Annotated in this window: 19 protein-coding genes; 11 read left to right on the top strand and 8 right to left on the bottom strand. The window is 59.8% G+C overall.

Annotation, left to right across the window (positions count from 1 at the left end; genetic code table 11):
- The first annotated feature begins 1 nt into the window (after position 1).
- Both ACKTSJ_RS06485 and ACKTSJ_RS06480 read left to right on the top strand, forming a co-directional pair.
- Positions 2–772, top strand: coding sequence for a TatD family hydrolase (locus ACKTSJ_RS06485; RefSeq protein ID WP_407898545.1), 771 nt, complete (start codon positions 2–4; stop codon positions 770–772).
- Between the two features lie 95 nt (positions 773–867).
- Entirely contained in the window at positions 868–1206 is a 339-nt protein-coding gene (locus ACKTSJ_RS06480; RefSeq protein ID WP_407898543.1) for a P-II family nitrogen regulator, read from the top strand.
- Between the two features lie 23 nt (positions 1207–1229).
- On the opposite strand, the gene ACKTSJ_RS06475 is transcribed toward ACKTSJ_RS06480, so the two are convergent.
- From ACKTSJ_RS06475 to grpE, 7 genes are all read right to left on the bottom strand, one after another.
- Positions 1230–1994 carry a hypothetical protein gene (locus tag ACKTSJ_RS06475; RefSeq protein ID WP_407898541.1) on the bottom strand — a complete coding sequence of 255 codons (765 nt, stop codon included), beginning with the start codon at positions 1992–1994 and terminating at the stop codon, positions 1230–1232.
- 150 nt (positions 1995–2144) lie between these two features.
- On the bottom strand, positions 2145–2858 hold the full coding sequence (locus tag ACKTSJ_RS06470) for a hypothetical protein (RefSeq protein ID WP_407898539.1): 714 nt from the start codon (positions 2856–2858) through the stop codon (positions 2145–2147).
- 93 nt (positions 2859–2951) lie between these two features.
- Positions 2952–3521 (bottom strand): LemA family protein, encoded by a 570-nt coding sequence (locus ACKTSJ_RS06465; protein ID WP_407898537.1) that lies wholly within the window; start codon positions 3519–3521, stop codon positions 2952–2954.
- Positions 3522–3591: 70 nt separating this feature from the next.
- Entirely contained in the window at positions 3592–4032 is a 441-nt protein-coding gene (locus tag ACKTSJ_RS06460) for a VOC family protein (RefSeq protein ID WP_407898535.1), read from the bottom strand.
- Between the two features lie 60 nt (positions 4033–4092).
- The gene (gene dnaJ / locus ACKTSJ_RS06455) at positions 4093–5223 is read right to left on the bottom strand and encodes a molecular chaperone DnaJ (protein WP_407898533.1); all 1131 of its coding nucleotides are present in this window, start codon (positions 5221–5223) and stop codon (positions 4093–4095) included.
- Between the two features lie 64 nt (positions 5224–5287).
- Entirely contained in the window at positions 5288–7210 is a 1923-nt protein-coding gene (gene dnaK, locus ACKTSJ_RS06450; RefSeq protein ID WP_407898531.1) for a molecular chaperone DnaK, read from the bottom strand.
- A gap of 157 nt (positions 7211–7367) precedes the next feature.
- Positions 7368–7916 carry a nucleotide exchange factor GrpE gene (gene grpE / locus ACKTSJ_RS06445; RefSeq protein WP_407898529.1) on the bottom strand — a complete coding sequence of 183 codons (549 nt, stop codon included), beginning with the start codon at positions 7914–7916 and terminating at the stop codon, positions 7368–7370.
- Between the two features lie 284 nt (positions 7917–8200).
- Here grpE and ACKTSJ_RS06440 point away from each other — a divergent pair, with 284 nt between their 5' ends.
- The 6 genes from ACKTSJ_RS06440 (at position 8201) to ACKTSJ_RS06415 (ending at position 12718) form a co-directional block, all read left to right on the top strand.
- Positions 8201–8842: a cytochrome b/b6 domain-containing protein gene (locus ACKTSJ_RS06440; protein ID WP_407898527.1), complete on the top strand. Its 642-nt coding sequence runs from the start codon at positions 8201–8203 to the stop codon at positions 8840–8842.
- 129 nt (positions 8843–8971) lie between these two features.
- Positions 8972–9544: a hypothetical protein gene (locus ACKTSJ_RS06435; RefSeq protein WP_407898525.1), complete on the top strand. Its 573-nt coding sequence runs from the start codon at positions 8972–8974 to the stop codon at positions 9542–9544.
- A gap of 14 nt (positions 9545–9558) precedes the next feature.
- Positions 9559–9960 (top strand): DUF1924 domain-containing protein, encoded by a 402-nt coding sequence (locus ACKTSJ_RS06430; protein ID WP_407898523.1) that lies wholly within the window; start codon positions 9559–9561, stop codon positions 9958–9960.
- Between the two features lie 15 nt (positions 9961–9975).
- On the top strand, positions 9976–10533 hold the full coding sequence (locus tag ACKTSJ_RS06425; protein ID WP_407898521.1) for a diheme cytochrome c: 558 nt from the start codon (positions 9976–9978) through the stop codon (positions 10531–10533).
- A 180-nt stretch (positions 10534–10713) separates the two neighbouring features.
- The gene (locus ACKTSJ_RS06420) at positions 10714–11700 is read left to right on the top strand and encodes a YjgN family protein (protein ID WP_407898519.1); all 987 of its coding nucleotides are present in this window, start codon (positions 10714–10716) and stop codon (positions 11698–11700) included.
- Position 11701: 1 nt separating this feature from the next.
- Positions 11702–12718 (top strand): M48 family metallopeptidase, encoded by a 1017-nt coding sequence (locus ACKTSJ_RS06415; RefSeq protein WP_407898517.1) that lies wholly within the window; start codon positions 11702–11704, stop codon positions 12716–12718.
- 288 nt (positions 12719–13006) lie between these two features.
- On the opposite strand, the gene ACKTSJ_RS06410 is transcribed toward ACKTSJ_RS06415, so the two are convergent.
- Positions 13007–14599 (bottom strand): NAD(P)/FAD-dependent oxidoreductase, encoded by a 1593-nt coding sequence (locus ACKTSJ_RS06410; RefSeq protein WP_407898515.1) that lies wholly within the window; start codon positions 14597–14599, stop codon positions 13007–13009.
- A 59-nt stretch (positions 14600–14658) separates the two neighbouring features.
- On the opposite strand from ACKTSJ_RS06410, the gene radA reads away from it, so the two are divergent.
- From radA to ACKTSJ_RS06395, 3 genes are read left to right on the top strand one after another with little or no spacing between them, the layout of a single operon-like run.
- Positions 14659–16020, top strand: coding sequence for a DNA repair protein RadA (gene radA / locus ACKTSJ_RS06405; protein WP_407898514.1), 1362 nt, complete (start codon positions 14659–14661; stop codon positions 16018–16020).
- A gap of 31 nt (positions 16021–16051) precedes the next feature.
- On the top strand, positions 16052–17743 hold the full coding sequence (locus ACKTSJ_RS06400) for a M20/M25/M40 family metallo-hydrolase (RefSeq protein ID WP_407898512.1): 1692 nt from the start codon (positions 16052–16054) through the stop codon (positions 17741–17743).
- A complete protein-coding gene (locus ACKTSJ_RS06395; protein ID WP_407898510.1) occupies positions 17743–18099 on the top strand; it encodes a hypothetical protein in 357 nt (118 codons plus the stop codon). The genes ACKTSJ_RS06400 and ACKTSJ_RS06395 overlap by 1 nt, the downstream gene beginning before the upstream one ends.
- The last annotated feature ends 111 nt before the right edge of the window (positions 18100–18210 follow it).

The raw sequence follows: 18210 nt of genomic DNA, 5'->3' as shown, positions 1-18210 counted from the left end.
CATGTTCATCGATTCTCACTGTCATCTCAACTTCCCGGAACTCAAACAGGACATTGATAATGTCCTGGCCAACATGCGCCGTCACCAAGTGACTCATGCACTCTGTGTGGCCGTTGATCTGCCAAGTGCCATACAAGCAATCGAATTGGCAAATACCCACGAAAACCTTTACGCCTCGGTGGGAGTTCACCCGGATTACGAAATGGAGAATGAGCCTGCCGAAGAAGAACTGGTTAGACTGGCGCTAGACCCCAAAGTTGTTGCCATCGGAGAAACCGGACTGGATTACTACCGGCTGTCTGGAAATCTTGATTGGCAGCGTGAACGTTTCCGCCTCCATATCCGCTCAGCCATTGCATGCGGCAAACCACTCATCATTCATACACGGTCTGCTGCCGATGATACCTTGCGCATCATGAGGGAAGGAAAGGCAGAGCGTGTGGGCGGGGTGATGCACTGTTTCACGGAAAGCCAGGCAGTCGCCCTGGCAGCCATTGATCTGGGCTTCTACATCTCTTTTTCGGGCATTTTGACTTTCAAGAATGCCGCATCCATCAGAGACGTTGCGCGAGACGTTCCACTGGATCGAATATTAATCGAGACCGACTCGCCCTACCTTGCCCCCGTCCCGCATCGAGGGGAAACCAATCAGCCGGCTTTCGTGCAATATGTTGCCAAGGAAATTGCCAGGTTGAAAAATATGCCAATTGAGGAAGTGGCTGAGACTACCTGCCAAAATTTCAAGCGTCTCTTTTTAAGCCAACCCGTTTAACGCCTCGTTTGTCTTGGGTAACAAACGGTGGCGCGCCTATTTTGCCCGATTCCGCTATACTTGCCCGCGAACATGATCGATTGAGGGAGTGTGCCATGAAAAAGATTGAAGCCATCGTCAAACCATTCAAGCTCGATGAAGTGCGGGAAGCCCTTGCGGAGTTGGGGGTCAGCGGCCTAACGGTTACCGAAGTCAAGGGATTCGGAAGGCAGAAAGGTCATACCGAACTTTATCGTGGCGCAGAATACGTGGTGGATTTTTTGCCGAAGATCAAAGTCGAGATTGTGGTGGGCTCTGACATGCTTGAAACAGCGGTTGATGCGATCGTCAAGGCGGCGCATACCGGCAAGATTGGCGATGGAAAAATTTTTGTTACATCGGTGGAAAAAGTCATTCGCATTCGCACTGGGGAAATGGATGGGTCAGCCCTGTAGCTTGGAGCGACCGTAGTTCATTACTAGAGAACCCAGGCGATTCCGCCCAGTGCGCCGAAAAAGATCATCAGATTCAATCCGATCCACAAGGCGTAGCGGCGGGCCAGCTTTTCCGGTGACAGGTTGCTGATGAGAAAAAGGCGACCATCGCGTGGCTTGAGCATGAAATGTGTATCCGGTTTTGCGCGTGCTGCGTCCAGACGTTTGCGGGCCTCGCGTTTGGCGGCTTGTCGCGCCAGCAGCCATTCATCCATGTCGAGCAGCCCGTTGCCATTCAAATCAAAGCGCTGCAGCATGTTCGCGTTATCCAGTTTCCAGTCGGACAGGACTTGTTTGACCAATTTGTCATGGGTAACCGGGTCATTGCTGCCGCCGATCGTCTTGAATTCGCCCAGCGCATAGACCTCGTCCTGTTCCAGCAGTTTCCATTCGGTATAGCGCTCGTTGCCGACCCGCCAGTTATCCTTGTGCCGCGCGATGATTTCGGCGCCGCGCGGGTCGATGACGCAGTCTCCGCTGCCATCATCAAGGCGAAAGGGGGCGCTGCTCTCGCCCGTTTCCACGGTGCGCCATTGGTTCTTGTGGTTCTTGCGTTCGACCTGGTAGCGATACCAGAGGCATGGGAGCATCAAGTATTTGCTTAAAATGGGTGCGCCTTCCGGGCGTGCATTTCCCAGCAGTTCGACATAACCCTGGGCCGCCGAAGCGATGCGCGAAGTGGGGGTTCCAACGATCAGGCGCTGTCGGTGCAAAACAGAGAGCCATGCAAACAGGCTGATGACAGCCATGCTGCCCAAAACCCATAACCATGAACTGCGGGATTGAAGCTGAAAACCGGCAAGCAACAAGAGCAGTTGCCCGCCGGAGGTGATAAGTTGTGTGTAACGCCGCCGCAAGGAGGTTAGCATCGCTTTCCCCGTTATGGCCCGAAACAGGTGTTAGAAGCGTAAGCCCAGTTTGACACTGACCGAGTCAGCCGAACCGGTCTTGTCGTATTCGGCTGCCAGGTTGCTTATTCCCAGGTTCAGATTGGCACCGACGAAGTATTTGTTCTTCGAAAAGGTTTCCTTGGACAGAGTGGTGGAGGCATCCGGGTTGCTACGGGTCCACACCTGGCCGACCCCGGCAAAGGGCGTGAACATGGCAAAACCTTTGGAGATGGATACATCAACACCCCGGGTGTCAAAAGACAACTGGTTTACACCGGAAAGTTTGGTCAACGAGCCGCGCAGTGCGATGGCGGGAAGCGTCGTGCTGCCAGGCAGGATCGCCCAGCGCAATTCGCCACCGTAAAGCTTGATACCGGTGGAGGGAATGGCGGAAAAGAATCCGCCGACGTCGATGTTCAGCGGCAGTCCCTTGGTGACATGCAGTTTTGGAACATACAGATTGTCGATATTGCGGGTGCCGACCTTGCTCCACAGCCCTTTGCTTTTGGCAAGTGAGGTTTGCGTGACTTCCAGACCCAGATCGAAACCGGTGATCCCAAGCGGTTCGGCCGGAACCACGCCTTTATAGCTGAGGGCAGAGCCCAGGTCTTCTGAAAAACCGCGAAATTCACCCTGGGCCAGATTTTGCAGGGTGTTGATATTCGCGGCCAAAACGGGCTGCGAAAATACCAAGGTTACCGTCAATGCGATGAGTTTTTTCATACCGTTTTTCCTTGTGTCGTTGGGTTGTAATTTCGTCGGAGATCCGCTGGATTGAGAATCCCGGATTTTGGTTATCGAGGTGTAAATAAGTTCCTAGCTAAACAGGGATTTCAGGTTCACGTCCGTTTTTTCGGCGGCGGCGAACTCCAGCAAGGGCTTGGGTTGATAGGCGAACAGGTTGGCGATCAGCACCGCCGGAAACTGTTCGATTCCCACGTTGTAGATATTGACCGATTCGTTATACAGCTCGCGCCGGTCGGCGATGCCGTTCTCCAGTCCGGTGATGCGGTTTTGCAGTTGCATGAAATTTTCGTTGGTTTTCAATTCCGGATACGCTTCCGCCACCGCGAAAATATTCCCGAGACCCATGCGCAGCATTCCTTCCGCTTTGCCGAGCGCGGCAATGTCCTGTCCTTCGCGCGCGCTTTGCACTTGCGAACGAGCCTCGATCACCCGTTGCAGAGTTTCCTGTTCAAACTGCTTGTACTGTTTGCACACCTCGACCAGCTTGGGCAGTTCATCGTGGCGCTGCTTGAGCAGTACGTCAATGTTAGCCCACGCCTTGCTCACCGCGTGTTTGAGGCTGACCAGGTAGTTGTACAGACTGATGCCGTAAATCAGCGTGACAAGGCAGATGCCGAGCAGGATGAGGCCGCTAGTCATGGGGTTGCTCCTTTCGGGATGGGAAAACTGTGGCGCATCATAAAACGAATTACGGTATTTTCGCCATTTTTTAAATCTGCAAGCGGCGGGTCGTTAATACCGCACCCGGGTCATCGCGCCAGATCGCGGGATTGGCATCCACATACAACTCGATCTCGATGCCGTCCGGATCCTGGATGTAGAGGGATTGGCTCACGCCGTGGTCGCTCATGCCGAAAATGCCGACACCGTGCGCTTCCAGATGGGCTTTGCACGCGCGCAACTCGTCCAGACTATCGCCGACCTTGAAAGCCACATGGTACAAACCGACTGCGCCGGGATCGGCAGGGGGCGGGTTTGCGCCGAGTTGCATCAGGCCGAGATCGTGGTGGTTGTCGCCGAGCGTGAAGAAAGCCATCGCGTCGCGATAGCGGGCGACTTCCTTCATGCCCAGTGTGTCACGGTAGAAAGCGATCGATCGTTCGAGATTGCCGACCTTGAGCACGATGTGGCCGAGGGCTTTGATCTGCATGCGGCTTCCTCCCTTTGTTGTGGGCCGGACTTGGGTCAGGCCTGTGGCTGTCAAGCCGGCTTATTGCCCGAAGAACTCTTTCACCTTTGCCATCCATGACTTGGCGCGCGGACTGTGGCGTGCCGTGTCTTGCTGGCTGATCGCTTCGAATTCACGCAACAGTTCTTTCTGGCGGTCGGTCAGGTTGGACGGCGTTTCCACGATGACATGGCAATGCAGATCGCCGTGGGCATGGGTGCGCATGCCCTTGATGCCTTTGCCGCGCAGACGGAACTGCCTGCCGCTCTGGGTTTCCGGCGGAATTTTGATGCGTGCCGCCCCATCGAGCGTGGGGATCTCGATCTCGCCGCCGAGTGCGGCAGTGGTGAAACTGATTGGCATCTCGCAATGCAGGTCATCGCCGTCGCGCTCGAACACGCTGTGCGGTTTGATATGGATTTCGACATACAGATCGCCATGCGGCGCGCCGTGCGAACCTGCTTCGCCGTGGCCACTGTGGCGCAGGCGCATGCCATTGTCGATCCCGGCCGGGATCTTGATCTCCAGCGTCTTGTGTTGCTTGATGCGGCCGGAGCCATGGCAGGTACCACAGGGCGAACTGATCTGCTTGCCGCTGCCGTGACAACGGGGACAGGTCTGCTGGATGGAGAAGAAGCCCTGCTGCACCCGCACTTGCCCCTGGCCGCCGCACGTGGAGCAGGTGACGGGAGAAGTGCCGGGTTTGGCGCCGGTGCCATGGCAGGTCTCGCATTCTTCCATGACCGGAATGCGAATTTGCTTGGTGGTGCCGCGTGCGGCCTCCTCCAGGGTAATTTCCATGTTGTAACGCAGATCGGCACCGCGGTGCGCCTGACTGCGTCCGCCGCGTCCGCCGCCAAAGATGTCGCCGAAGATGTCGCCAAAATCGAAGCCCTGCGCCCCCGCACCATTGCTGCCAAACGGATTGCCGCCGCCCATGCCGCCCGCCTCGAATGCCGCATGACCATACTGATCGTAAGCCGCGCGCTTCTGCCCATCGGACAAGGTTTCGTAAGCTTCCTTGGCTTCCTTGAATTGCTCCTCCGCTTTCGGATTGTCCGGATTGCGGTCGGGGTGGTGCTTCATCGCCAGCTTGCGATAAGCCTTTTTGATGTCTTCCTCCGATGCATCGCGGTTGATGCCGAGGATTTCGTAATAGTCGCGCTTGCTCATGTTATTTCCATGTGACGGTGGGGCGCACGCGCCCCACCGGTTACAACGTCAAGAAATTCCCCTCTTACTTCTTGTCTTTCACTTCCGTAAATTCCGCATCCACCACGTCGCCTTCGTCTGCCTTAGCTTCCGGTTGCGACCCTCCTTGCGCGGCCTGTGCTTTTGCCTGCTCGGCGGCGTACATCTTTTCGCCCAGCTTCTGCGCGGCAGTCGCCAGTGCTTCAGTCTTGGCTTCGATGGCGGCCTTGTCGTCACCCTTCACCACTTCTTCTGCTTCCTTCAGTGCGGTTTCAATCGCAGCCTTCTCGTCTGCAGAAAGTTGCTCGCCATAGTCCTTCATCGACTTATTGGTGGAGTGGATCAGCGCGTCCAGCTGGTTGCGCGAAGTCACCAGTTCCATCGCCTTCTTGTCTTCGTCGGCGTGCGCTTCAGCATCGGCCACCATGCGTTGAATCTCATCCTCGCTCAAGCCAGAGCTGGCCTTGATGGTGATGTTGGCTTCCTTGTTGGTGGCCTTGTCTTTCGCGCTCACGTGCAGGATACCGTTGGCGTCGATGTTGAAGGTCACTTCGATCTGCGGCATGCCGCGCGGTGCGGGCGGGATGTCGGACAGGTTGAACTGGCCCAAGCTCTTGTTGCCGGATGACATCTCGCGCTCGCCTTGCAGCACATGGATGGTCACGGCGGACTGGTTGTCGTCGGCGGTGGAGAACACCTGCGATGCTTTGGTCGGGATGGTGGTGTTCTTCTTGATGAGTTTGGTCATCACGCCGCCCATGGTCTCGATACCGAGCGACAACGGAGTCACGTCCAGCAACAGCACATCCTTCACTTCGCCCTGCAACACGCCGCCCTGAATAGCCGCGCCGACCGCGACGGCTTCGTCCGGGTTCACGTCCTTGCGCGGTTCCTTGCCAAAGAACTCTTTGACTTTATCTTGCACCTTGGGCATGCGGGTCTGACCGCCGACCAGGATCACGTCGGCGATGTCCGCATTGCTGACGCCCGCATCTTTCATCGCGATCTTGCACGGCTCGATGGTGCGCGCGATCAGGTCTTCCACCAGGCTTTCCAGCTTGGCGCGGGTGATTTTCACGGCCAGGTGTTTCGGGCCGGTCGCGTCGGCAGTGATGTAAGGCAGGTTCACCTCGGTCTGTTGCGCGGAAGACAGCTCGATCTTGGCTTTTTCCGCAGCATCCTTCAGACGTTGCAGCGCCAGCATGTCTTTCTTCAGATCCACGCCGCTTTCTTTTTTGAACTCGTCGATCAGGAAGTCGATGATGCGCATATCGAAGTCTTCACCACCGAGGAAGGTGTCGCCGTTGGTGGACAGCACTTCGAACTGGTGCTCGCCGTCGATCTCGGCGATCTCGATGATGGAGATGTCGAACGTGCCGCCACCCAGGTCATACACCGCGATCTTGCGGTCGCCTTCTTTCTTGTCCATGCCGAACGCCAGGGCAGCCGCGGTCGGTTCGTTGATGATGCGCTTCACGTCCAGACCCGCGATGCGGCCCGCGTCCTTGGTGGCCTGGCGCTGGCTGTCGTTGAAGTAGGCGGGCACGGTGATGACCGCTTCGGTGACCGGTTCGCCCAGATAGTCCTCGGCAGTCTTCTTCATTTTCATCAGCACTTCAGCGGAAATTTCCGGTGCGGAGATATCTTTGTCGCGCACCTTGACCCAAGCGTCGCCGTTTTTTGCCTTGACGATGGAGTAGGGCACCATGTTGATGTCCTTCTGTACCATCGGCTCTTCAAAGCGGCGGCCGATCAGGCGCTTCACGCCGTACAGGGTGTTCTTCGGATTGGTCACCGCCTGGCGTTTGGCGGGTGCGCCGACCAGCACTTCACCGTCCTCCATGTAGGCGATGATGGACGGTGTGGTGCGCGCGCCTTCCGCGTTCTCGATCACCTTGGTCTTGCCGTTTTCCATGATCGCCACGCAAGAATTCGTCGTGCCGAGGTCGATGCCGATGATTTTTCCCATGATGCTTTTCCTTTCCGTTGAATTGTGTTGTATCCGTAAATCTGCTGTCGCCTAAAATGGGGCGGGTATTGCGTATTTCAAGAGTGTTGGCGGGGAAGGGGAGGGGGAGGGTAAGCGCGGAGCCCAGAAAACAAGGCAAACGATTTCCCCTTTCCGCTTATTCTTTTGCTTTCGCCACCATCACAAGCGCCGGACGCAGGACGCGCTCATTCAGCGTGTAGCCCTTCTGCATCACGCTGACCACCGTGTTCGCTTCCTGTTCGCTATCCACCACGCCGATGGCCTGGTGCTTGTGCGGGTCGAGCTTCTCGCCGACCGGGTTGATTTCCTTGATATTGAACTTTTCGAACACGCTGGAAAGTTGCTTGAGCGTCAGTTCCATGCCGCTCTTGAAACTTTCCACGTTCTCGGTCTCAACGGCCAAGCCAGCCTGCAGGCTGTCCATCACGGCCAGCATTTCGTTGGAGAAACGCTCTACCGCGAACTTCTGCGCCTTGCTCACGTCTTCGGCGGCGCGGCGGCGGATGTTTTCGCCTTCGGCTTTCGCGTACATCCAGGCGTCGTAATGTTCCTGGGCCTTGCGCTCGGCCTCCTGCAGCATTTCCTCCAGACTGGGAACCTTGTCGGCGACTTGTGCTGCGCTCGTTTCGATCGTTGCCCCGGCTTCCTGCTGCGAGATTTGTGCTTTGTTTTCCTGCTGTTCCATTGGCCTCTCCTGTTTTGTGCCGGATGGTTATGGGGGGCGATTTTCAGATTTCAAGCGTTTTGAATAAAGATAACCGTTCGCGCGTCGCGCCGTGCCCTTAACAGTAGCTACTTCAGCCTCTGCATTGACGTTCTTTGGCACACGGGTTTTATCCGATTTTAGAACGAGGCGAAAACCCCGATAAAATGGGTATTTCGTGAGCCCTGAAACGGGCCCCCCCCCCCCCCCCCCCCCCCGCATCGCCCCTTCAAAAATCGCTTGCAAAACGTTTTTTAAGCAGTAATATGCGCGCGCTTCTCGCAATTAAACAATTAAAAAAAGATCAGAAAGACGCAGGAAATTCAGTTATGGCGCACATGGATGAAACACACGTCAAGATATGGGATTTGCCGGTGCGGCTGTTTCACTGGGCGCTTGTTATCTGTTTTGGGTTGACCTATCTGGCCGCCGAGGTTCATCTCCTGAATTTCCATGTCTGGCTGGGTTATGTGCTGCTGGCCTTGCTGGTCTTCCGCCTTTTCTGGGGCTTCGCGGGTAACTCCTACGCCCGATTCAAATCTTTCCTGTTTTCCCCCCAAGAAACCATGATATATGTTCGTTCGATGCGTAACGGACCGGTGCCGCATTATTACGGGCACAACCCGGCGGGTGCCTTGATGGTGTTCTCCTTGTTGGCGCTCCTGATGTCAATTTTTATGCTCGGCTTCCTCACCCTGGGGGTGGTCGATTACGAAGGGCCCTTGCTCTTTTTGGCGAATCGGTTGGGCGACAATACGGCTTATTTTTTTCGTCACGCCCATGTCTGGTTGGTCAATGCCGCCTTGGTGCTGATTCCGTTGCATCTGTTGGGGGTGATCGTGGGTAGCATCCAGCATCACGAAAATCTCGTGCGTGCGATGGTGACTGGGATGAAACGCAAGGTTTAGCGAAACGCGGTAACCATTCGGACAAAGATCCGGAATACAAAAAAACGATGGGGTAGGGCGCAATACAGGGCGGTTATTTAATTGCTTCAATAATCTTGGAGATTCTTTATGCAACAACGATACAAAATAATGCTGCTAGGTGCATGTGTTTTGGCAGGGCACGGCGCGGCCTGGGCGCAGGAGGATCTCGCGCTCGACCTTTCGACGCCGGCACAGGTGTACGCGCAGCATTCGCAGCCATTGATGGTGGCCGCAAATGACGGCGTCCTGACCAAAAAACAGCAGGCCGCCGCACCTGCCGCGCAGCCCGAATTCGATCCGCCCTGGCTGACCGGAAGCAACACTCACCTAGTGCTGGGTTTGGCCACCGTAACTGCGGCGATTGCCACTGCGCTCACGCCACCTTCCAGCGGTACCGTGCCGCGTAATACCGATGGTACGCACGCCACCCTGGCCCGAGCAACCGGCATTCTTGCGCTCTCGACAGTCACGTCCGGGTTCATCACGCACTGGGATGATTTTCATCTGGAAGATGGCTGGAGCGATCCTGACAACCTGCACATGATGCTCGGGGTAACCGGCGCCGGATTGATGGCTTATGGCATTACCAAATCGGTCCGATCAAGCACAAAAACCAGCCATGCCGCCATTGCGGAACTGGGCGCCGCGGCCATGATCGTCGGCATCAAACTCACCTGGTAATTTAAGGAACCAATATGAGAACAATTTTAGCGATGGGGTGTGTGCTGGGCATGATGCTGTCTGCGCTGGCGATGGCCTCGCCGGCGAGCGATGAACTGTTGAAAAAATATCAGTCCGAAGGGGCCGGCATGGCCGATCCTGACAAAGGAAGGCAGAACTGGGTGCGCGAGGTCGTGATTGATGGCGAAAAAATGTCGTGTTCCACCACCTGCCACAACAGCGACTTCGCCAAGGAAGGCAAGCATCACAAGACAGGCAAGGTGATCCACCCGATGTCGGCCAAAGTGAATCCGGAGCGCTATACCGATGTCAAGAAAATGGAAAAGTGGTTCAAGCGCAACTGCAACGACACCTGGGGGCGGGATTGCACCGCGCAGGAAAAGACGGATTTCCTGACCTTTATGCTGGCCCAATAATTCTAGGAGAAAATGATGCAATCAAAGTTGAAATCGTTGTTGCTGCTGGTGGCGCTTGCGGCTGGCGCACCCGCCGTACAAGCCGAAGAAAATATCTGGAGTTGGCTGGCTAATCCTTTCCGCCAGAAAGAATTCAATCCGGTGAAAAACGCCGCTTATCAGGAGGAGTGCGGCTCATGCCATTTCGCCTATCAGCCCGGACTGCTGCCCAGCCCATCGTGGGAGAAACTATTGAATGACAAGGCCCTGTCCGACCACTTTGGCGAAAATGCACAGCTCGATGCCGACACGCTGGCGACGATCCGCGCTTTCGCTCTGGAGAATGCGGCCGACAAGTCGTACTACAAGCGCGCGCGCAAGATTGCCGTGGCGACCGAAAACGAAGCGCCGCTGCGCATCACCGAAGTGCGTTACATCAAGCGCAAGCACCACGAGATTCCCGAGAAAATGATCAAGGGCAACAAGGACGTCAAATCGTTGAGCTATTGCGATGCCTGCCACACGCGGGCGAAGGACGGCGTGTTCGACGAGGACACCGTGCGCATCCCGAACTACCCCGACTGGGACGACTGAACGCAGGCCGGGGTTGACCCGGCGCTGCGGAAGGATCACCGGAAAAGGCGGCCGCGGCCGCCTTTTTTGTTGCCGGAACAAACGGGGCTGCAAGCCTGCCTGTCTATCGTCATTTTGCCGCATCAACGTTATAGTGCCCCCGCTTCCGGGGAGGAGGCGCCATCGCGTTCGGGAGGACACATGCCGGCACAACAACAGGAACACAAGTTCGAATTCACCGGCGAGGGCTGGGAATATTTCAGAATCTGGATCGTCAATCTGCTGCTGTCCATCCTGACCCTGGGGATTTACAGCGCGTGGGCGAAAGTGCGGCGGCTGCAATATTTCTACCGCAACACGCGGCTGGCCGGTGCCGGTTTCGAATATCACGGCATGCCCATCGCCATTCTCAAGGGGCGCATCATCGCCTTCGTGCTGCTGGCGGCCTACACCATCGCCGGGCGGGTGAATCCGCTGCTCGGCATCCTGTTCGCCTTACTGATCGCTGGCGTGATGCCGTGGCTGATCGTGCGCTCCTTGCGCTTCAAGCTGTACAACAGCAGTTATCGCGGCCTGCGCTTCGGCTTTGCCGGCAGCGACGGCGCGGCGTATGCGGTCTTTCTGCTGCTGCCCGTCCTGACCGTGCTGACCCTGTACCTGCTGGCGCCGTTCACGCACTACAAGATCAAGCAGTACCAGCACAACAACAGCCGCTTTGGCGACACCTTCTTCCGCTTCGACGCCACGGTCGGCAGCTTCTACAAACTTTATCTGAAGGCATTCGGCATGCTGCTGGGCGCGACCCTGCTCGTCGGGGTGTTCAGCGTGCTCGGCCTGCCTCTGGTGATCGTGTTGTTGCCACTGTGGTTCCTGTTCATTGCCGCTTATCTGGCGGTCGGCTTGCCGAACCTGATCTGGAGCGGCACCTGGCTCGGCGAACACGATCTGTACAGCCGCATGGCAGTCGGCACGTACCTGAAGATCAGCCTCACCAACCTGCTGGCGATCGTGTTCACCCTGGGCCTGTTTATCCCGTTCGCGCAGATCCGCATGGCGCGTTACAAACTGTCTTGCATGGGATTGCTGGCGCAGGGCGACCTGGCCGCCTTCGTGGCCGGACAGGCGCAGCCGGACAGCGCCACCGGCGAAGAGACGGCCGAGATGTTCGACGTTGACATCTCGCTCTGACATGCTGAAGGCACAGTATTTCGACGGCAAGACCGCCGCCGCGCAGCAGGTTGAACTCGCGCTCGTCGGGGAGGAGCTTCGGTTGCGCGGCACGAATTTCGAACTGCGCTGGCCGCTGCGCGAGGTGCGGCTTTCGGAACGGCTGGGCAACACGCCGCGCCGGCTGGAGTTGCCCGGAGGCGGGCACTGCGAAGTGACCGACCCTGCCGCGCTCGATGCGTTGCTGGCGCAGGGCGGCTACCGCCGCAGCTGGCTGGAGCGCATGCAGCACAGCCTGGGCTGGGCGCTGTTCTCGGCGCTGCTCGTCGCCGCCGTGTTTGCGGTAGCCTATCGCTACCTGCTGCCCTGGGGCGCAGAGGTCGTGGCGATGCGCGTTCCGCCCGCGCTGTTGCAGCAGATGGGAACGTCCTCGCTGGAAACGCTGGATCGCGTGCTGCTGCACCCCAGCACGCTCGCCCCCGAACGCCGGCAGGCATTGCGCGCAGCCTACGCCCGAATCGCTCCCGCCTCAGGCGCAGCGCTTGAATCCCGTATCGAGTTTCGCAGCGCGCCCGGGATCGGCGCCAACGCTTTCGCCCTGCCGGATGGCAGCATCGTGCTGCTGGACGAACTGGTCGCATTGACGCAGGACGACGACGAGATTTTGGCAGTTCTGGCCCACGAGCGCGGCCACGTGGATCGGCGCCATGCGCTGCGCAGGGCGTTGCAGAGTTCGGTGGTCGGTCTGGTGCTGACCTGGACCATGGGCGATGTCAGCACGCTGCTGGCCACCGTGCCGGCGATGGTGCTGGAGGCGGGTTATTCGCGCGAGATGGAGCGCGAAGCCGATGATTACGCGGCGCGCACGCTTGTCAAGAACGGCATGTCGCCGTGCCTGTTGAGCACCATGCTGCACAAGCTGGAAGCGGCGCGCCCGCTGCCGCAGGGGAAAAAAGAGGAGAAAGGCAACCGGGTGATGACGTATCTCGCCAGCCATCCCGCGACGGCGGAACGGTCCGTGGCATTGTGCCCGCAGTGATTTGTCCAGTCCCTGCAACGAACCGGAGGCGAGTCGGCAATCCAGTGTGGTGTTGCCACCTTGATGGCGCTTATTGCGAACGCTTGTGGGTCGGACTTCAGTCCGACAGCGGCAGGGTAAATTCAAACGCATGTCGGGTTGAAACCCGACCCACAGGGGACGGCGGGGGTTTTGTGGGTCGGACTTCAGTCCGACAGCGGCAGGATAAATTCAACCCTCTGTCGTGCTAAATCACGACCCACAAACGCTTTGCCGCACATTGGCATAAGTTCCAGATGGCGTGCAACACTACACCAGCATGTCCAGCGCCAGCGCTTCCGCGATTTCGATGCCGTCCACCGCCGCGGACAATATCCCGCCGGCGTAACCCGCGCCTTCCCCGCCCGGGTACAGCCCCCGGGTGTTGATGCTCTGGTAATCCTCGCCGCGTTTGATGCGCACCGGCGATGAGGTTCGCGTTTCCACGCCGGTCAGCACCGCATCGTCCATGGCAAATCCCTTGATCTGTTTGTCGAACGCAGGCAGCGCTTCGCGGATCGCGGCGATGACGTAGTCGGGCAGGGCGGTGGAAAGGTCGGTCGGGGTCACGCCGGGCGTGTAGGAGGGCACGACTTCGCCCAAGTGTGTCGAGGGTCGCCCGGCGAGGAAGTCGCCGACGCGCTGCGCCGGTGCGTTGTAGCTGCGACCGCCCAGCTCGAACGCGCGCGATTCCCACCGGCGCTGGAACTCCACCCCCGCCAGCACGTCGCCCGGATAATCGTCCGGGGTGATGTTCACCACGATGCCGCTGTTGGCGTTGCGTTCGTTGCGCGAATACTGGCTCATGCCGTTGGTCACCACGCGGCCTTCTTCGGACGTGGCGGCGACCACCGTGCCGCCGGGACACATGCAGAAGCTGTACACCGCGCGGCCGTTGCTGGCGTGGTGCACCAGTTTGTAATCCGCCGCGCCGAGCAATTCATTGCCCGCGTTGGGGCCGTGGCGCGCGCGGTCGATGAGGGCCTGCGGATGCTCGATGCGGAAGCCGATGGCAAAGGGCTTGGCCTCCATGTACACGCCGCGCCGGTACAGCATCGCGAAGGTGTCGCGCGCGCTGTGGCCGACGGCGAGCACGACATGGCGGGCGGCGATGCGCTCGCCGTTCGCCAGGCGCACGCCGCTGACTTGTCCATTGTCGATCTCGATATCCTCCACCCGGCTCTGGAAGCGGAACTCCGCGCCGAGTTGCTCCATTTCGTGGCGCATCTGTTCCACCATGCCGACCAGGCGGAACGTGCCGATGTGCGGGTGGCTCGCGTACAGGATCTCTTCCGGCGCGCCGGCCTTGACGAACTCGGTCAGCACCTTGCGGCCGAGATGACGCGGGTCCTTGATCTGGCTGTAAAGCTTGCCGTCGGAGAATGTTCCTGCGCCGCCTTCGCCGAACTGCACGTTGGACTCCGGGTCGAGTTTGCCCTGGCGCCACAGCCCCCAGGTGTCTTTCGTTCGATCGCGCACCGGTTTGCCTCGTTCGAGGATGATCGGGCGGAAGCCCATCTGCGCCAGCAGCAGTCCGGCGAACAAACCGCAGGGGCCGGTGCCGATCACGACCGGACGTTCCTGCAAATCCTTGGGCGCTTGCGCCACACGGCGGTAGCGCATGTCCGGTGCCAGGCTGACCTGCGGGAGTTTCTGCGCCAGCAGCGCGGCTTCGTTCCGCACTTCCGCATCTACGGTATAGACCCGCATGATCGCGTTCTTTTTGCGCGCATCATGCCCGCGCCGGAAGATGGCGAACGAGAGCAGTTCGGACGCGGCGATGCCCAGCCGCTTGAGGATCGCGGCCTTCAGGTGTTCGGCGGGATGGGTGAGCGGCAGTCTTATTTCGGTCAGGCGGAGCATGCCGCTATTCTAACCGAAGCAAACTAGGCTATTCTTGCCGCATCAATTCAGAGGCGGTCATGGCCAAGGCAAAAACAATCTACAGTTGCACCGAATGCGGCGGGCAATCGCCCAAGTGGCAAGGCCAGTGCCCGCATTGCGGTGCGTGGAACACGCTGGTGGAGACGGTGGCGGAAGCCGCACCGGCGGCGAGCAAGAACCGCTACAGCGCGCTGGCCGCATCGGGAAAATTGCAGCAACTGGCGGAGGTGGAAGCGAGCGAAATTTCGCGCACGCCGACCGGCATCGCCGAGTTCGATCGCGTGCTGGGCGGCGGGCTGGTGGAGGGCGGCGTGGTGCTGATCGGCGGCGACCCAGGCATCGGCAAATCGACCCTGTTGCTGCAGGCGCTGGCGCATCTCGCGCAGAATCAGAAAGTCCTGTATGTCAGCGGCGAGGAATCGGCGCAGCAGATCGCCTTGCGCGCGAAGCGGCTCGCGCTGGATGCGCGCGAAGTGCACCTGCTGCCGGAGATTCAGCTCGAAAAGATCCAGGCCACCGTGGCGCACGAAAAGCCGCAGGTGGTGGTGATCGATTCCATCCAGACCGTGTACTCGGAACAGTTGACGAGTGCGCCCGGCTCGGTGGCGCAGGTGCGCGAATGCGCGGCGCAACTGACGCGGCAGGCGAAGAGCAGCGGCACCACCATGATCCTGGTCGGCCATGTCACCAAGGAGGGCGCGCTGGCAGGCCCCAGAGTGCTGGAACACATCGTCGATACCGTGCTGTATTTCGAGGGCGACACCCATTCCAGCTTCCGCCTCATCCGCGCGTTCAAGAACCGCTTCGGCGCGGTGAATGAACTGGGCGTGTTCGCCATGACGGAGAAAGGCTTGCGCGAAGTGAGCAACCCGTCCGCGCTGTTCCTGTCGCAACACGGCGCGCAGGTGGCGGGTTCGTGCGTGATGGTGACGCAGGAGGGCACACGGCCTTTGCTGGTGGAGATCCAGGCGCTGCTCGACGAAGCCCATTCGCCCAGCCCGCGCCGCTTGTCGCTGGGGCTGGAACAGAACCGGCTGGCGATGCTGCTGGCCGTGCTGCACCGCCACGCGGGCATCGCCTGCTTCGACCAGGACGTGTTCATCAATGCCGTGGGCGGGGTGAAGATCACCGAGCCGGGGGCCGACCTCGCAGTGCTGCTTGCCATCGTCTCCAGCTTGCGCAACCAGCCGTTGCCGGAAAAGATGGTGGTGTTCGGCGAAGTCGGTCTGGCGGGCGAAGTGCGCCCGGTACAGCGCGGCCAGGAACGGCTGAAGGAAGCCGCCAAACTCGGCTTCACCCACGCCATCATTCCCAAGGCCAACGCGCCCAAGCACAAGATCGACGGCATGACGATCATCGCCGTGGAACGGGTGGAAGACGCGGTGGAGAAGATGCGTTGAACGCCCTGACGATGCCGCGGGAGACGGCTCGATGAACGCGCCCGCCGATTTGCGCGCGCTGCAACCGCAAGCGGTGTGGTCGCACTTCGCCACACTGTGCGAAATTCCCCGCGCATCGCGGTGCGAAGCCGCGTTGCGCGCGCATCTGGTGGCGTGGGCGCAGGCACGCGGTATCACGGCCATCGTGGATGAAGCGGGAAATCTGATCCTGAAAAAACCCGCCAGCCCGGGGTGCGAGTCTTTGCCCGGGGTGATCCTGCAAGGCCATCTCGACATGGTGTGCCAGGCCAATGCCGGCACCCGGCACGACTTCGCGCGCGATGCGATCGCTGCGGTGGTGCGCGACGGCTGGGTGATGGCAGAACAGACGACACTGGGCGCGGACAACGGAATCGGCGTGGCGCTGGCGCTGGCCGCGCTCGAAGTGCCGGACTGGATCCATCCGCCGCTGGAAGTGCTGCTCACCGTGAACGAGGAATCCGGCATGGACGGCGCGCGCGGGCTGCTGCCGGGCACCCTGCAAGGCACGACCCTGATCAACCTGGATACCGAAGAGTGGGGGCATTTCTATCTGGGCTGCGCGGGCGGCGTGGATGTGGAGGTGCGCTCGCGACACGGTGGGGCGGAGCCCTCTGGTGCGGGAGCGAGCGCATCGCACCTCCTCCCGCAAACGGCCGACTCGGTCGGTAACGAGTCGGAGGTGCGCTCGCGACACGGTGGGGCGGAGCCCTCTGGTGCGTGTAGGTCGGGTTTTAACCCGACAGCGCATAGTCGGGCTGAAGCCCGACCTACAGTCGGTAACGTGTCGGAGGTGCGCCACGACTGCGCGCAGCAGGCCGTGCCGCCGGGTTATGTGCTTTTGCGCTTTGAGGTGACCGGGCTGCGCGGCGGTCACTCCGGCATCGACATCCAGCTCGGGCGCGGCAACGCCATCAAGCTGCTGGCGGAGGCGCTGCACGACTTGGCAGCGCACACCGATTTCCGTTTGCTCGAAATGCAGGGCGGCACGGCGCGCAACGCGATTCCGCGCGAGGCCTTCGCCGTGTGCGCGCTGCCCGCTGCCGCCGTGCCGGGCATCGATGAATGGGTGGCGCATCGGCAGGCAGCGTGGCAGCAACGCTTCGCCGTGGAGGATCCGGCGGTCGCGTTCCGCTATGAACTGGACGATACGCCGGCGAACGGGGCGGTGCCTGAGGCGGAGCGCGACCGCCTGCTGGCCTTTCTCGATACCGCGCTCAACGGGGTGGCGCGCATGAGCGAGGATTTCCCGGGCGTCACCGATACCTCCAGCAATCTTGGCGTACTTTCATTGCAGCAGGGCGTGCTGAAGGTGACGTTCAAGGTGCGTTCGCTGCGCGATGCCAGCGCGGACGCACTGGCCGACAAGCTGATCTCCTTTGCCGCCAGTTACGGTCTGCGCGCCTGGAGGGAGGGCGCGTATCCGGGCTGGACTCCGAATCCGGATTCCGCCTTGCTGGCGCGCTGCCAGCAGGTCTATGCCGCGCAATTCGGCCAGCCAGCCCATCTGCAGGTGATCCATGCCGGACTGGAATGCGGCCTGCTCGCGGCCAGCCACCCGCAACTGGAGATGATCTCTTTCGGCCCCGACATTCGCGGTGCGCACGCGCCGGGCGAACGGGTCGAAATCGAATCGGTGGTGCGCTGCTGGCAACTGTTGCGTGCCGTGTTGCAGGAACTGGCAGAACCGGAGAAGCGCGTTTAATGTCGAGAGTGCATGGCCTGCACTTCGGGCAGGCGCTGGCCGCCTGGGGTACGCCGCAGTTCGAGACGGTTCTAAAGCGGGAAATGGCGCGTGCGGTGGATGCCTTGCCGTTGCAGCAGGGGCTCCGAGTGGGGAGCCAGGTCGCCGCCGCACCCATCACGGTCGTGATTCACCGCGTGAGTGCCACCGAAAAACAGGTCAGCGTGCGTGCGGGCATCTTTTACGCCAGCGTGATCGCCGGATGCAGTTGCGCGGACGATCCGACGCCGGTTGGCGAGAATACAGAGTATTGCGAGGTGGAATTGGCCATCGAGCGGCCGGCGGCATCGGTTAGAATCACACTGCTCGATGAATAGCCGCACACAATGTGGGTCGGGTTTCAACCCGACAAGGGGTTTAGTTCATCCTGCCGCGTCGGACTAAAGTTCGACCTCCAAACCCGCTGCCCCTGTGGGTCGGGTTTTAAC

The sequence above is a fragment of the Ferrigenium sp. UT5 genome, from assembly GCF_045866295.1.
Classification (GTDB): domain Bacteria; phylum Pseudomonadota; class Gammaproteobacteria; order Burkholderiales; family Gallionellaceae; genus Sideroxyarcus.
This window is presented reverse-complemented; position numbering and strand designations above follow the sequence as displayed.